Origin of the sequence: Mesobacillus subterraneus (assembly GCF_003937825.1) — a bacterium.
In the GTDB taxonomy this organism is placed as follows: Bacteria; Bacillota; Bacilli; order Bacillales; family Cytobacillaceae; genus Mesobacillus; species Mesobacillus subterraneus.
This window is the reverse complement of sequence record NZ_RSFW01000006.1, coordinates 162,925-176,885: the sequence shown is the minus strand read 5'-3', so window position 1 is coordinate 176,885 and position 13,961 is coordinate 162,925. Positions and strand designations below refer to the sequence as shown.

At 42.9% G+C, this 13,961-nt stretch carries 16 protein-coding genes and 1 riboswitch; of the genes, 15 read left to right on the top strand and 1 reads right to left on the bottom strand.

Going from position 1 to position 13,961, the window contains the following annotated elements; translation table 11 throughout:
• Window position 1 precedes the first annotated feature (1 nt).
• The 14 genes from EJA10_RS03985 to EJA10_RS03920 all read left to right on the top strand — a co-directional run bounded on the left by EJA10_RS03985 (window position 2) and on the right by EJA10_RS03920 (window position 11,749).
• Window positions 2-466: a DUF5381 family protein gene (locus tag EJA10_RS03985; protein ID WP_281274468.1), complete on the top strand. Its 465-nt coding sequence runs from the start codon at window positions 2-4 to the stop codon at window positions 464-466.
• A gap of 112 nt (window positions 467-578) precedes the next feature.
• Complete coding sequence (locus EJA10_RS03980; RefSeq protein ID WP_125478704.1) at window positions 579-1,292, top strand: hypothetical protein; 714 nt, start codon at window positions 579-581, stop codon at window positions 1,290-1,292.
• Between the two features lie 115 nt (window positions 1,293-1,407).
• On the top strand, window positions 1,408-2,070 hold the full coding sequence (locus tag EJA10_RS03975) for a sigma-70 family RNA polymerase sigma factor (protein WP_125478703.1): 663 nt from the start codon (window positions 1,408-1,410) through the stop codon (window positions 2,068-2,070).
• A 20-nt stretch (window positions 2,071-2,090) separates the two neighbouring features.
• Window positions 2,091-2,672, top strand: a complete 582-nt coding sequence (clpP, locus tag EJA10_RS03970; RefSeq protein ID WP_125478702.1) for an ATP-dependent Clp endopeptidase proteolytic subunit ClpP — start codon at window positions 2,091-2,093, stop codon at window positions 2,670-2,672.
• Window positions 2,647-2,880 carry a hypothetical protein gene (locus tag EJA10_RS03965; protein ID WP_170169056.1) on the top strand — a complete coding sequence of 78 codons (234 nt, stop codon included), beginning with the start codon at window positions 2,647-2,649 and terminating at the stop codon, window positions 2,878-2,880. Before clpP ends, EJA10_RS03965 begins: the two co-directional genes overlap by 26 nt.
• A 191-nt stretch (window positions 2,881-3,071) precedes the next feature.
• The gene (locus tag EJA10_RS03960; RefSeq protein ID WP_125478843.1) at window positions 3,072-4,343 is read left to right on the top strand and encodes a YjiH family protein; all 1,272 of its coding nucleotides are present in this window, start codon (window positions 3,072-3,074) and stop codon (window positions 4,341-4,343) included.
• A gap of 146 nt (window positions 4,344-4,489) precedes the next feature.
• Window positions 4,490-5,671 (top strand): LL-diaminopimelate aminotransferase, encoded by a 1,182-nt coding sequence (locus EJA10_RS03955; protein WP_125478700.1) that lies wholly within the window; start codon window positions 4,490-4,492, stop codon window positions 5,669-5,671.
• Window positions 5,672-5,754: 83 nt separating this feature from the next.
• Window positions 5,755-5,861: riboswitch (SAM riboswitch) on the top strand.
• Window positions 5,862-6,003: 142 nt separating this feature from the next.
• Window positions 6,004-7,053: an LLM class flavin-dependent oxidoreductase gene (locus EJA10_RS03950; protein ID WP_125478699.1), complete on the top strand. Its 1,050-nt coding sequence runs from the start codon at window positions 6,004-6,006 to the stop codon at window positions 7,051-7,053.
• A 67-nt stretch (window positions 7,054-7,120) separates the two neighbouring features.
• Window positions 7,121-8,128 (top strand): ATP-grasp domain-containing protein, encoded by a 1,008-nt coding sequence (locus tag EJA10_RS03945; protein WP_125478698.1) that lies wholly within the window; start codon window positions 7,121-7,123, stop codon window positions 8,126-8,128.
• Window positions 8,129-8,659: 531 nt separating this feature from the next.
• The gene (locus EJA10_RS03940) at window positions 8,660-9,205 is read left to right on the top strand and encodes a hypothetical protein (RefSeq protein ID WP_125478697.1); all 546 of its coding nucleotides are present in this window, start codon (window positions 8,660-8,662) and stop codon (window positions 9,203-9,205) included.
• 80 nt (window positions 9,206-9,285) lie between these two features.
• Window positions 9,286-9,579, top strand: coding sequence for a hypothetical protein (locus EJA10_RS03935; protein ID WP_125478696.1), 294 nt, complete (start codon window positions 9,286-9,288; stop codon window positions 9,577-9,579).
• Between the two features lie 170 nt (window positions 9,580-9,749).
• Window positions 9,750-10,280 carry a sigma factor-like helix-turn-helix DNA-binding protein gene (locus EJA10_RS03930; RefSeq protein WP_125478695.1) on the top strand — a complete coding sequence of 177 codons (531 nt, stop codon included), beginning with the start codon at window positions 9,750-9,752 and terminating at the stop codon, window positions 10,278-10,280.
• A gap of 5 nt (window positions 10,281-10,285) precedes the next feature.
• Complete coding sequence (locus tag EJA10_RS03925) at window positions 10,286-11,263, top strand: DUF4179 domain-containing protein (protein WP_125478694.1); 978 nt, start codon at window positions 10,286-10,288, stop codon at window positions 11,261-11,263.
• Between the two features lie 114 nt (window positions 11,264-11,377).
• Entirely contained in the window at window positions 11,378-11,749 is a 372-nt protein-coding gene (locus EJA10_RS03920; protein ID WP_125478693.1) for a hypothetical protein, read from the top strand.
• 57 nt (window positions 11,750-11,806) lie between these two features.
• Here the strand turns inward: EJA10_RS03920 and EJA10_RS03915 are convergent, their stop codons facing one another.
• The gene (locus tag EJA10_RS03915; RefSeq protein WP_125478692.1) at window positions 11,807-13,219 is read right to left on the bottom strand and encodes a vWA domain-containing protein; all 1,413 of its coding nucleotides are present in this window, start codon (window positions 13,217-13,219) and stop codon (window positions 11,807-11,809) included.
• Window positions 13,220-13,366: 147 nt separating this feature from the next.
• Here EJA10_RS03915 and EJA10_RS03910 point away from each other — a divergent pair, with 147 nt between their 5' ends.
• Window positions 13,367-13,939: an isochorismatase family protein gene (locus EJA10_RS03910; RefSeq protein ID WP_125478691.1), complete on the top strand. Its 573-nt coding sequence runs from the start codon at window positions 13,367-13,369 to the stop codon at window positions 13,937-13,939.
• Window positions 13,940-13,961: the final 22 nt, after the last annotated feature.

Here is a 13,961-nt window from a genome sequence, read left to right as displayed (position 1 = left end):
AGTGGAGGTTCTTTATACCTCCCCCGCTGCGGGCTGCATGGTTTCTTCAGCTCTTTTTGGCACGTTGCTTTCGGCGTTCGTCCTCTTCATCGTGGCCCCAGACTCCGGGATCTTAAGAGGCTTTTTTATCTTTGTCATTGGGCTAGTGGGCTTGTTGTTTTGCGGCATGATTTTGTTAAAGCTTCTCGCTGTATTACTAAGGGGCCGTGTTTTGTTGCGCATTGAAAAGGGCCGCTTAGCAGGGCAGAAAAACGAGGTTCCAATCGAGGAAATAACCGATATAGAGTGGGCAGGGAGCAGTTTGAAATACCTTGTCATAAAAACAAAGAGCAACAAGAAAATGAAGCTGTCTACTTATAACCTGGTCGATGAAGATAAGGTTCAACAAGTCATAAAACAATACCTCATTCCAAATGGAAACAATGATTTAAAGGCTAACTGGAAAAATAGATATGGCAGTTTATAGTGCTTAGGTGATAACATAACCCAGGCATTTTTATTTGGTATGGAAAAAGGGTGGCTAGTGGTATAATTTGGGAAAGATAGTTATCTATCTAACTTATGAAGGAGCCTTTCCTGTGAAAAAATTACGCTTTTTATTCCTTGCTGTTGTATCAATCGTACTGATGGGTTTTGACCAAAGTGAAATGGAAAATCAGGCTCCTGCTTTAGCGGAGAGGATAGCGGAAGAAAATTATCGGGATTTCATCCTTAGAATTATTAATGACAGCAATGCAGCTAGGTTTAATTTTACAAGAGGAGATAAGGATCTGGCACTTGGTAAGTTAATTCCTGAAAATAGACTCGTAATTGACAAAAATCTGAATATCTCCGTTGAAGCTCCAACTCAGTGGATTGCACCTGTGTATCAAAGCGGTGAGGTGAAGAATGTCATTGTTATTTGGGAACCTTCCGAAGGTAAGTATGAGATTGCAGGGACTGGCTCTTCATATTGGTTAACAGATGGTGTTTCCCAATTAGAGGATGATGAATACTATCTTCACAGCAGGCCATTTGAATTCGATTTTGCTTACTCCTCCTCGAAGAATAGGGTTCGGCCAATGGGAGATAGTTCGACCAAGTATTTTAACGAGAATGGTCTGGATCCGGAAGGAGTCACGAAAACGGAATTTATTGCTTTTGTCCAGCAGCATTTGAAAAGTAATTTCCATGATGAATTTAATGGGGAAAGTGAAAGCAGGCTCCCCTATTTGTTTGGCGGAATGGGTGTCATTCTCTTTATTGGCGGCTTAATCTTTCTAAAAAGGCAAAAACGGTCAATGAATGGATAGGATGCATTCATTCGTGCATATACTGCAAGCATCGAGAAGAATTTTTTTTAAGGCCGTATCTTTTCTCCACCCCAAATCCGTTTAAGGTATAGAGAGGTTCAAAGGAGTGAACAGGATGTCGATCGATAAACTCAGGAGTATTATCAGAGCAGAGGATTCAGGAGTCATGGGGCATTATCATAGCCTGCAGCAATATTGCCGTTTTCTTACCCAAAGCAGCTGGGATGGCGACGACCTCGTCCAGGAAGTCACGGTGAAGGCGATGCGCCATTATGAACCGTCCCAGATCAGTTCGGCTTTACTGAAAAAAATCGCTTACCATCACTGGGTGGATACGATTCGAAAACAAAGCCGTGAGATTACGGGGATACCAGAAAATCTTTCATCATCCACTCAGAGAAACGTAAGGGATACGGTCGAGATGGTGATGGCCAAATTGACGCCGAAGCAGGCGGTGATTTTTATCCTGAAGGAAGCGTTTCGCTTTCAATCTCGTGAGATCGCTGAGCTGATGGGGTCAACGGATATGGCTGTTAAAGCAGCGCTGCATCGTGCCCGGAAACGTCTTGAGCGGGAAGAGAGCCTGCGTGAAGCCAATCAGGAACTGGATGAAGAAGCAGAAGAGCGACTGTCAGAGTTGCTTTGCGAATCGCTCCAGTCTGAGGATCCGACTGTCTTACTGGAAAATATCCACGCAATCCCGTCGCTAGCTCCATGCTCACCGGAAATGTCAATGCGCTCCTGTTCACCTCTCTCTACATTCAAAATGGCTGCTTAGGCAGGAAAGGGAGGCACATAATGAGTACGATTCCTTATGTCATCGAACAATCCAATCGGGGAGAGCGTTCCTATGATATCTATTCCCGACTGTTAAAGGACCGGATCATTCTGCTTGGCGACGAAATCAATGACCAGGTGGCGAATAGCGTTATTGCTCAACTATTATTTCTTGAGGCAGATAATCCTGACAAGGATATTTCCATCTATATCAACAGTCCTGGAGGATCGACAACAGCTGGTTTTGCAATCTTCGATACGATGCAATACATCAAGCCGGACATCAGCACGATTTGCATTGGAATGGCCGCTTCATTTGGCGCGATGCTGCTGCTTGCAGGTACAAAAGGTAAGCGTTTTGCCTTGCCTAACAGTGAAATCATGATTCATCAGCCACTTGGAGGTGCAAGAGGGCAGGCAACCGAAATTGAAATTTCGGCCAAAAGAATCCTTAAGCTGCGCGGCCATATAAACCAAATCATTTCCGAGCGGACCGGCCAGCCAGTGGAGAGAATTGAAAAAGACACGGACCGTGATTACTTTATGAGCGCCCAGGAAGCCTTGGAGTATGGGATCATTGACAAGATTATCACACGAACTTAATGGAGAGCTGCCCCTGGCAGCTTTTTTTTCGTATGGAGAAAAAAGAGAATTACTGCCCGGTTGCCCAAATGGTATTAAAACGTGTCCAAGTGGTATTAAATCATCGGCAACTGGTGTGATTCGCAGAGCTGACTACAAGGTTTTGGTAAACGTAGAGGAATTCCATAAGTTCAAGTCGAAAGTAAATGAAAGGATTAAAAATAATTAAAAAGACTCTAATTTCATGGTACTTTGAATAATGTTTAATAAAGGTACAACTTCTTTCGGTAACTAGAAGAGCGAAAGACGCTCCTCTCTTACGGATAATCTGAATAGTCTAACAAAGGAGGAAATCATGTGCAGAACACACCTGAAGTGAACACCGGCAAACAGCCGGAACTAACCTCTTCACCCGTAAGTATGTTGAAGTTTTTCATCTTTAGTGCGATTGGGATCTTCATGTTTTTTGTTCCAATCACGGTTGGTGAAAAGTCATCCATCCCGCTCGACCACCTGGTTACCTGGATTAATACCACCTTATCTGCAGCCGTCCCGTATTATGCATTCATCGTTATCTTATTAGGTGCCATTTATCCATTTTACAAAAAGACGTGGAACAAGAATTCGACGACGATGGTTTTTTCGTGGTTAAAAGTACTTGGAGTAGTCGTGGCGTTGATGTTGCTGACGAAGATAGGGCCAGCATGGCTCTTTGAACCTGGCATGGGACCTTTCCTATATGAAAAGCTGGTCATACCAGTTGGGGTCCTGGTGCCGATTGGTTCCGTATTTTTAGCGTTGCTTGTTGGCTACGGGCTGCTAGAGTTTTTAGGTGTATTGCTGCAGCCAATCATGCGGCCAGTCTGGAAGACACCAGGACGTGCGGCAATTGATGCAGTAGCATCCTTTGTAGGCAGTTACTCAATCGGGCTTTTGATTACCAACCGGGTATTCAAGGAAGGCAAGTATACGATCAAAGAAGCCACCATTATCGCCACAGGCTTTTCTACCGTGTCTGCTACTTTCATGATTGTCGTCGCCAAAACGTTAGGATTAATGGAGGTGTGGAACACGTATTTCTGGACGACACTTTTCGTTACATTCCTTGTAACCGCTATCACAGTCAGGTTGCGTCCTTTGCGCACTGTGAGCGATGAATACTATGAGGGCAAAGGTGTACCTGAGGAGCCAGTAACAGAAAATCGTCTGAAAACAGCATGGGCAGAAGCTATGAACGCATCGCAAAAAGCACCTTCCTTAGGTAAAAATATTGTGGATAACTTAAGAGATGGATTCGTCATGACGATGGGAATATTACCATCGATTTTGTCTGTAGGTTTGTTGGGGCTTGTGCTGGCAGAATTCACACCGGTGTTTGATCTAATTGGCTACATTTTCTATCCTTTTACCTTGATCCTTCAAATTCCAGAACCAATGCTGGCTGCAAAGGCATCCGCAATTGAGATCGCTGAAATGTTCCTGCCTGCACTGCTTGTTGCAGATGCCCCAATGATTACAAAGTTTGTGATCGGAGTAGTTTCTGTTTCGGCCATCATCTTTTTCTCTGCGTTAATTCCAAGCATCATGTCGACAGAAATTCCAATCAGTTTACGGAAATTGGTGGTCATCTGGATCCAGAGAACCATCCTGACGCTAATTATTGTTGCGCCAATCGCTCATCTTTTGTTTTGATAAAACTCGTATTTTATGGGCTGCCTGCAGCCCATTTTTTTATTTTTTTCTAGAACTGAAAACACGACACTGTTATAATCGAATTTATATTTTAAAAATTTCGAATTAGATAACATGAAGAAAATAAACTGCAAAGGGGAATGTACATGAATCTCTATGGATCAGAAAAGATGAAAAAGCTAACATCCAGTATTTTTCAGGAAGTGGTGGACCGGAAGCAGGCTGCATTGATGAACGGGAAAGATGTCATCGATCTGAGCATCGGGAGTCCTGATTTCCCTCCGCCTTCATTTGTCATTGATACTCTCGTTGAATACACAAAGGGTCCAGGAAAGTATGGGTATACGCTTAAAGGGATCAGCGAATTTAATACGGCCGTCCAATATTTTTATCAGCAGCGTTATTCGGTGGAGCTTAATGATCAAACAGAGGTCCTCCAGTTGATGGGTTCGCAGGATGGGCTTGCACACCTGGCTACAGCGATGATTGACCCGGGAGATTATGTGCTTGTACCAGATCCCGGTTATCCGATCTATGAAGCCAGTGTCACCATTGCAGGCGGAAAAATCTTTCCAATGCCTTTGCTTGAGGAAAACAACTTTCTTCCTCAGCTGCATGAAGTCCCTGCAGACATTTTACAAAAGACAAAAATGATGATTTTGAGCTATCCAGGTAATCCGGTAACCGCCCTGGCAGATCGGAGCTTTTTTGAAGAAGTGGTGCAGTTTGCAAAGTTACATAACATTTTGGTTGTCCATGATTTTGCCTATTCTGAATTGATATATGACGGAAATCCGCAAATCAGTTTCTTATCCGTGCCCGGTGCCAAGGAAGTAGGTGTAGAGTTTAATTCGCTTTCTAAAACGTTTAATATGGCTGGGTGCCGGATTGGCTATGTGGCTGGTAATGCTCAAGTTATTAATCTTTTGGCAGCCTTTAAATCACATATCGACTATGGAATTTTTTATCCGATCCAGAAAGCAGCCATTGCGGCCCTGACTTCTGATTACTCATTCCTGCAGGAACAGCTTCAACAGTATCAAGCACGGCGGGATGCGCTGATCACAGGACTAAGAAACAGCGGCTGGCAAGTGGCAGATTCACCGGCAACGATGTTTGTCTGGGCGAAAATCCCATCAGGCTGGAAATCCCGTGATTTTGCCTTCAAGCTAATCGAGGAGGAAGGAGTGGCCGTTGTTCCGGGAGATGCGTTTGGCAAGCAGGGTGAGGGCTATGTGCGGATTGCGATGGTACAGCCACCGGAACGGTTAAAAGAGGCAGCACAGCGGATTAATCAATTCTTGTCTCAGCTGCCGGTTGGGATATAAAAATTATTTCGAAAAACGAATTGACTTTTTACTTAATTTAGAATATTATCACTTTAGTGAACTAAAATTCAATATGTGAGATCTTCTTATCAAGAGAGGTGGAGGGATAGGCCCTATGAAACCTCGGCAACAGGTTCGAAACGAATACTGTGCCAATTCCTGCGGACAATTTCTGTCTGAAAGATGAGAAGAGAGTATGATTCTGGCTCTCTTCTTAATGAAGGGAGCTTTTGTTTTTAAGGAGGCTTATTTGATAAGTCTCTTTGTTTTCTTTTTAAAACCAACTTAACAGGTTGGGAAAGTAGAAATTATTTGTACAGGGAGAGATGACGATGAAATATGGATTTTGGCTGCCGATTTTTGGCGGATGGTTGAGGAATGTGGATGATGAAAAAATGCCGCCTACATTCGATTACGCGAAAAAGGTGATTCAATCCGCAGAAGAATGGGGTTATTCAACCACTCTCATAGCTGAACTCTATTTGAATGATATTAAAGGTCCGGAGCAGGATTCTCTTGAAGCCTGGACAACTGCTGCAGCATTGGCATCCGTTACAGAAAAAATCGAAATCATGTCTGCAGTAAGACCTGGTTTTCACAATCCCGCGATTACAGCAAAGATGGCTGCAAATATTGACCAATTGAGCAATGGCCGTTTTACCCTCAATGTCGTGTCTGCATGGTGGGAGGAAGAAGCTCGCCAATACGGAGGAATTTTTACCGAGCATGATCAGCGATATGATCGTACTGTTGAATTCATTGATGTACTGAAGGGACTTTGGAGTAAGGACAGTTTTTCTTATGAAGGAGAGTTTTATCAGCTGAAGGATACAAAGCTGTTCCCGAAACCAGTACAACGTCCCAATCCGATTTTGTATGCCGGCGGTGAAAGTGAGAAGGGAAAACAAACAATCGTTGAAAAATGCGACGCATACGTCATGCATGGTGGGACTGTTGAAGAAATAGAACAGAAAATAGCGGATATGAAAAATCGCAGAGCGAACACTTCCAAACCTGAACTGGCGGAATTCGGAATGGCTGCTTATGTTATTTGCCGGGATAGTGAGGAAGAGGCGTTAGCCGAACTAGAGCGAATCACGACAGTAAAAGAATCAAGCGCTTATGCTGGCTTCAAGGATTTTACAAGTAAATCCCAGCTGGAACAACAGATCCAGCTACAGGATTATTCGGTATCAAACCGGGGATTGAGACCAAATCTGATCGGCACGCCTGAACAAATCGCAGAAAGGATTTTACAGTATGAAGATGCAGGATTAGGACTTCTGCTGTTGCAATTCTCACCACAGCTTGAAGAAATGGAGCGTTTCGCAAAACAGGTTATGCCGCTTGTAGAGGAGAAGAGGAAGCAAGTTTTAGTTTAATAGAATCACAGGCTTTTGGAGGGTGACAGAACATAAATGCAGACAAATAGTTGGGAGTGAAATGAAGATGAGCAAGGTTTATATCATTCATGAAAATAGTGAATGGACAGTTCATTTGACAAAGCGGCTAGAGGAGCTGGAGGTGCCTTATGAGGAGTGGCATCTGGATGAAGGGGTGCTGGATCTGACCCATGAGCCGCCTGAAGGAATTTTTTACAGCAGGATGAGTGCTTCGTCGCATACGAGGGGCCACCGTTTTGCTGCAGAATATACGGCTCAGGTTTTAGGCTGGCTGGAGGCTCACGGCCGGAAGGTATTCAATGGATCCAGGGCGCTGGAACTGGAGGTCAGCAAGGTTAAGCAGTACTTGGAACTGAATAAGCATGGAGTGAAGACACCTAAAACAATCGCAGCTGTCGGGAAACATAACATTGTAAAGGCTGCAGAAGAATTTGAAGGGAACCCTTTTATCACAAAACACAATCGTGCCGGGAAAGGGCTGGGAGTCCAGCTGTTTCATTCCGTAGAAGCGCTGAAGTCGTATGTAAATGGTCCAAGCTTCGAAGAACCGGTCGATGGAATCACGCTAATCCAGGAGTACATTCAGTCCCCTGAAAGCTATATTACTAGATGCGAGTTTGTCGGCGGCGAATTTTTATATGCAGTAAGGGTCGACACCTCAGAAGGTTTTGAATTATGCCCTGCTGACGCATGCCAGATCGGTGACTTATTCTGCCCCGTCGGTGAAGAGGTAGAGCAGAAACCAAAATTCCAGGTCATTGAAGGATTCTCAGATCCTATCATTGAAAAATACAAAAGAGTGCTAGAGGCAAATAACATTTATATTGCAGGAATAGAATTCATCCAAAACCAGCAAGGGGAAATCTTTACTTACGATATTAATACAAATACGAATTATAATTCGGATGCTGAGGCTAGCTCAGGAAAATTTGGCATGCTTGAGCTGGCAAAGGCTTTGAAAGAGGAGTTACATGCATATACCGACGCGAAGACAGAAGTCTTGCCATCTTCGGACAATTTCAGGGCTTCTCCGCGTGACTTTGTCCGAAGTTAGGGCAACTTCGGACATTTTGATGGCAATTGCTTGTGGTTTTGTCCGAAGACATGGCAACTTCGGCCATTTTGATGGCAATTGCTTGTGGTTTTGTCCGAAGACATGGCAACTTCGGACATTTTGATGGCTATTGCTTATGGTTTTGTCCGAAGTCATGGCAACTTCGGACATTTTGATGGCTATTGCTTGTGGTTTTGTCCGAAGACATGGCAACTTCGGACATTTTGATGGCTATTGCTTATGGTTTTGTCCGAAGACATGGCAACTTCGGACATTTTGATGGCAATTGCTTGTGGTTTTGTCCGAAGTCATGGCAACTTCGGACATTTTGAGGGAGTTTGCTTGCGATTTTGTCCGAAGTGAAGCCGCCTTCGGACATTTTCACGACAGATCCATGAAATTTTGTCCGAAGTCATGCCATCTTGTGACTTAGTGACCGTTTAGGTAATTTGTTTGGTTTTTGAATATCTGGGTAATTTTTGAAACTTTAGTCCAACTCCCCCGTATTATTGATCAAAGGGGGAGAAGCGTATGAAGAAATTTTGGTTTATACCCATGATCCTGGTACTCATACTAATTGGCTGCACTCAGAAACAAAATGGAACGCTCGACACGAGTGAACTAGAAAAGGAAGAAGTAAGAGGGAATGCCACCGAAGAACAATTGAAGAGCATCCCTATACAGTATCATGCACCAACACTAAAAGCAGGGCTGGAAGCATTACCATTTGAATTGAAGGTTCCGGAAGACCTGCCTTTTGATGCCGAACCACTCAAAATGACAATCGAGGATTTTAAGCATGATGGTAAGGAGTTAGTTGTTAATCTCGAGAGCGTTTCCAAGAAGAGAGATGACAGTATCATTTTAATTATCACTGCCCATAATTTCAAAGTCGAATTTGGGGAAGGACCAGGTGAGGAAGTAAAGTTAGCAGATGGGACGGCCGCAGATTATATAAGAGGATCATTGGTTTTTGAAAAAGACGGAATCATTTATAGCGTAGGGTATAGCAACCCAAATATTTCAGCAGAGCAGCAAAAGGAAGAAACCATTGATATTGCCAATCAGCTGCTGTAAAAGAACGCAAATTCTGCGTTCTTTTTCTATAGATGAGTAACTTTTTCTTTTTCCCATAAACTACCCATGGGTGATAAAAAATGAAAAAGATTCTAAAAGGGATCCTGTGGATAGGCTGTATTGGTTTGTTATCTTTTGCCTATGAGGATTATTTGCTCTCGGAGTTCTATGTGCAAACGAGCAAGGGCGTAGTGATGGATAAAGGGGTAGTAAAAAAGATCAAGAATACATATGGGAATTTTATAGAGGAAAAAGAATATTGGATGACAGTGAATAACGAAAGGTTTGTGATCAGCAAAGGTCAATATGATGGGGTAGAATTAGAAACGGAAGTCAAGGTTAGCCGCACCAAGCATGGAAACCTCATTGAATAAGTAAAATTATTACATTAATGAAGTTAAAGCAGTGGATTCCACTGCTTTTTGTTATTTTATCAGGAAGAATATGCTAAAGTTTATATAAATTTATAGTTCGTGATAGGAATGGAGACAAATGAACGTATTAATAAACGAATAACAAAAAAACAAGAAAGGAGGCCAAGGAGTTGCTAGTTTCCGATGAGAATGTGGTCGAACAGATCATGTTGAAAAATGAAGAAAGCATGGCCTTTGTTCTTGATCGATATGGTGGTTTGCTAAATGCAGTCATTCGAAAATATTTGCATGCAAACCAGCAAGATATTGAGGAGTGCCTGGCTGATGTGCTGGTGTCTATCTGGTTTCATATTCATTCTTTTGACCAGGAAAGAAATGAATTCAAGCAGTGGATTGCCGCTATCGCGAAGTATCGTGCAATCGATTATGTACGAAAAACGGAGAGAGAGAAGAAAAGTGTTAGCAGCCTAAAAATGAACGAAGGGATAGGCTCCGGCCAACAGCCTGGCGGATTTGATGCTGACAGTATATTGAGTAGGCTATCTACTGAAGAAAGGGCCATTTTCGAGAAGTATTACCTGGAGGGTGTACCGACAAAAGAAATTGCGAATCAATTTCATGCTAAAGAATCCTGGGTACATAACAAGCTCTCTAGAGGCAGAAGAAAACTGAAAAATATTCTATTAAACAATGAGGTGTAACGAGAATGTCAGTTTACAAGGAACTCAATGACTTAAAAATAGATGTGAGTGAAATTGAAGAAATTCCTCTTTCAAAAAACGAGCAAATGCGAATTATGAAAAAAGTAACTTCTCAAATCCAAACGAAAAAGTCCAAAAAAAAGTGGGTTAGTGCTGGGCTTGCTGTTGCTGCTGTCTGTATTCTGAGTTTATCTCTTACCCTTGATAAAGAAACGGTTGCCAGTATGCCATTTGTTGGCGAAGTCATTGAAAAATATATAAAGCCTAATGAAAAACTTGATTATTCATCTTATAAAACGGCGATTGGCGAAACAGCAGAAAATCAATATGGAAAGTTAACATTAAATGAAGTGATGGTAGATGACCGCCAATTGTTCTTAAGCGCGACATTCGAACCAGCAGATCATGTCGATTTCGATTACAAGACTGTTATTTTTCCAAAAGTTACGATCAATGGCGAGGATTATACAGATACGGCAGGCGGAGAATCAATAGAAATCAATAATCAAATGTTTACTGTTTATAACGATATAAACTTAAAAAAATCTATTGATACAAGTGACTTGAATATTGAAATTAGTTATGAGAATTGGGATTTCGAAAAAGAGATTGAGCAGCCTTGGGTCTTCAATGTGGCTGTATCTCAGGAGAAGCTATTGAAGGAGAAGAAAACCTTCAGTATGGATAGAACCATCACTTTAGTAAACGGAGAATCGATCACGATTCAAAAAGTGGTAACCACCCCAATGTCGACTGCGGTTTACTATGACCTGTCAAAATCAAATAGTGAGGATATTTATTTTCATATCCTGGGTGAGGATGGAACAAAACATGTCTACACCTCAGCTTTTACTTCCAACACAGTCGGAGATGTTTCGGTTGCAAGGTTCAACGGAGTAGCTCTGCAAGAAGGTAATTATGTATTAATTACTCAGGATTCGGAGGGGAATGTACTAAGCGAGACTCCCATTCCAATTGAATAATCGATTTGAAGAACAGCGGCTGATCTGCAATAGCCGCTGTTTTTTTTAAAAGGAACTTAAGGAAGTAATGTTGAATTATATACAAATAAAATTTTATAAAACGGAGATTCTCTTATGAAAAAATCATTTAAAGTGGTGTCATGGACTCTGCTAGCATTGATTTTGATGTTTGGTGGTTTGTTATTGGGCCTTTATTTGCTGTTTTCATCCGAAAAATTTGATCAAGAACAATGGTTATCTCAACCAGCAGAAAGGGTGGAAATGGTAGACAATCTTCTTGCTGAGGTTCAGTTAAAGGGGATGTCCAGGGAGAAGATCATCAGTTTATTAGGGGAGACAGAGGAAGAGGGGTACTTTAAAGAAGAGAACAATTTTGTTTACTACTTAGGTGATGAGCGGGGCTTCATCAGTATTGATAGTGAATGGCTCGTTATTTGGTTTGATAATAATGATAGGGTAAACGAATATGAGATTAAAGCAGATTGATTACATAAAGAAGCAGAGACCGTTTTCACAGGATCTCTGCTTCCTTTACGGAGGATTTTACCACAAATCTCCGCGTTCTTTTCTCAGTTCTTTCATCTTTGCTACCCAGTCGTCGACTCTTTGCCTGATTTCCTGGCTTTTGGCGTCTGCTTTCTCACGATTGGTTTTCGACATGGTGTAGTGAAGTTCTTTCATCGCTTCGCTTCGTTGAAAGCTCCAGTCTCTTAACTCGGAGTATTGCTCGGCCGTAATCCATTCGTTTTCTGACATAATCGCGGCGGCTTCGATGATCCGGTGTGCTTCTTTTCTGCCAACTGTCCAAAGTTCCAGCGGGTATCGGTCAGCGTTCTTGTACTCGGCAACCATGTCCCATCCGTCCGGGGCCATTGTGAAGGCGAAGGCCAGGTCAAGGGCAGAAGGGAGCCACTCATACTGAATCGTATTCTTTAGTTCTTCGGGATTATCCGCTTTAAAGTATTCACCGTTCCCAGCTTCGGCAACAGCTTTTAACTGATTCTCAGCTTCGCTGTCAACATCAAAGCCAATGATATTGACGGCATGGCCGGAATTGAGTGCGATCAGGTCCTTGCTTGCCTGGACAGGGTCACCATCACATGTTTCGGCGCCGTCACTGACGATGTAGATGGTCGTGGTGCCGTCATCTCTGCTGCTCATCTCTGCTGCTTTTTTTATCGCACCGGCGAGTGGTGTCCAGCCTTTGCTTTCAAAAGAATCGACGGCTGTGTGGAACGATTCCTTATCGTATTTGGCCATTGGGTAAACCTCTTCAATTCCGGAACAAGACGCACCCTTTTCAGCATTTGAATCGGAGCCCTGGTGTCCATACACGACGAGGGAGACTTCGCTGGTTTGCCCGATGGTTTTTGCAAAGCTTTTTACAGCATCCTTGGCAATTTCCATTTTCACACGGCCGTCTGTTTGCTGCAGCATGCTGGAGCTGGCATCAAGCAGGATGATGGCCTTGTCGGAAGCCTTTGTTTCTTCTTCGTTTTCCATCCTCGTTGGGTCTGGAAGGAAGGGCTCTTCAAAATGAGGCTCATAGCTTTTCGCACCTTGTATGATTTGCTGATAGTGCGGGCTGGCCAGAAGCGAAACAAGTCCTTTTTTGATGGTCTCCAAATCATCAGTTTCTGTTGTTAATTCTTCAAGCTTTTCCGGAAGTTGGCTTTTCAGCCCTGAATCCAGTTCAGGTGTATTGAAGCCCAAATCCTCAATGTCCTCCTCGTAGTCAAGGTCCTCCATCATCGACCCAGGCTCCGATTTCATTAAGCTTTCCTCTGTCACTTCTAAACTTATATCCTTTAAATGGTTCAGCATGCTTTCGGTTGCCTTTTCTTCCTTCACTTCTTCTTTTGTGGGTGTTTCGGCAGTGGCTTCCTCGGGGTCGTCACTGCATCCAGTGAGTGCGAGCGAAACGAATAATAGGAATAAGAGCGAATGTCGTTTCAAAAATAATCCTCCTCATCACCTTTTTTCCTTATGTAAACATCTCCATAGAGTTTACCATGATACATGATGTGTTTTGTAGTGATTTCCTGTGGTTTATGTTGAAAAAATGAGAAAGACTAGGAATGTGAAGTGTGAGGAGGTAGAAACATGCCCGGTTTACGTGAGCTGCCAGCCCTGCTGATATTGGATGTACAGAAAGGTTTTGATGATCCGCATTGGGGCGAAAGGAACAACTTACAAGCGGAGGAAAACATCGCCCGCCTTTTGAATGAATGGAGAAATAGGAATGGACCTATTATTTACACAAAACATTTATCCGTTGATCCAGCTTCACCATTGCATCACCGGAACCAACTTGGTACCGAATTTAAGGAAATCATCAAGCCGCTGGTCAGTGAGGTCGTTTTTACGAAAAATGTGAATAGCGGTTTCATAGGTACTGAGCTTGAGTCTTACTTAAAACAGAAACAAGTGAAATCTGTTGTCATTACAGGGCTATCCACTCAGCATTGTGTTTCTACGACTACAAGGATGAGCGGAAACCTTGGCTTTAATACTTTTCTGGTATCTGATGCGATCGCGGCATTTGGCATTACGGACCAAAATGGGGTATACCATCATCCAGATTCCATTCAGGCATTGGAATTGGCGATGCTGCATAAGGAGTTTGCAACGGTTGTGACAACCGACGAGATCCTGGGTCAGTTATTGTCACAATAACAAAGCGCAGGGACCCAAACCC

Coding starts and splice junctions, on each gene's coding strand:
- EJA10_RS03975 (WP_125478703.1), top strand. CDS start 1,408: ATGTCGATCGATAAACTCAGGAGTATTATCAGAGCAGAGGATTCAGGA.
- clpP (WP_125478702.1), top strand. CDS start 2,091: ATGAGTACGATTCCTTATGTCATCGAACAATCCAATCGGGGAGAGCGT.
- EJA10_RS03960 (WP_125478843.1), top strand. CDS start 3,072: ATGTTGAAGTTTTTCATCTTTAGTGCGATTGGGATCTTCATGTTTTTT.
- EJA10_RS03955 (WP_125478700.1), top strand. CDS start 4,490: ATGAATCTCTATGGATCAGAAAAGATGAAAAAGCTAACATCCAGTATT.
- EJA10_RS03950 (WP_125478699.1), top strand. CDS start 6,004: ATGAAATATGGATTTTGGCTGCCGATTTTTGGCGGATGGTTGAGGAAT.
- EJA10_RS03945 (WP_125478698.1), top strand. CDS start 7,121: ATGAGCAAGGTTTATATCATTCATGAAAATAGTGAATGGACAGTTCAT.
- EJA10_RS03940 (WP_125478697.1), top strand. CDS start 8,660: ATGAAGAAATTTTGGTTTATACCCATGATCCTGGTACTCATACTAATT.
- EJA10_RS03935 (WP_125478696.1), top strand. CDS start 9,286: ATGAAAAAGATTCTAAAAGGGATCCTGTGGATAGGCTGTATTGGTTTG.
- EJA10_RS03925 (WP_125478694.1), top strand. CDS start 10,286: ATGTCAGTTTACAAGGAACTCAATGACTTAAAAATAGATGTGAGTGAA.
- EJA10_RS03920 (WP_125478693.1), top strand. CDS start 11,378: ATGAAAAAATCATTTAAAGTGGTGTCATGGACTCTGCTAGCATTGATT.
- EJA10_RS03910 (WP_125478691.1), top strand. CDS start 13,367: ATGCCCGGTTTACGTGAGCTGCCAGCCCTGCTGATATTGGATGTACAG.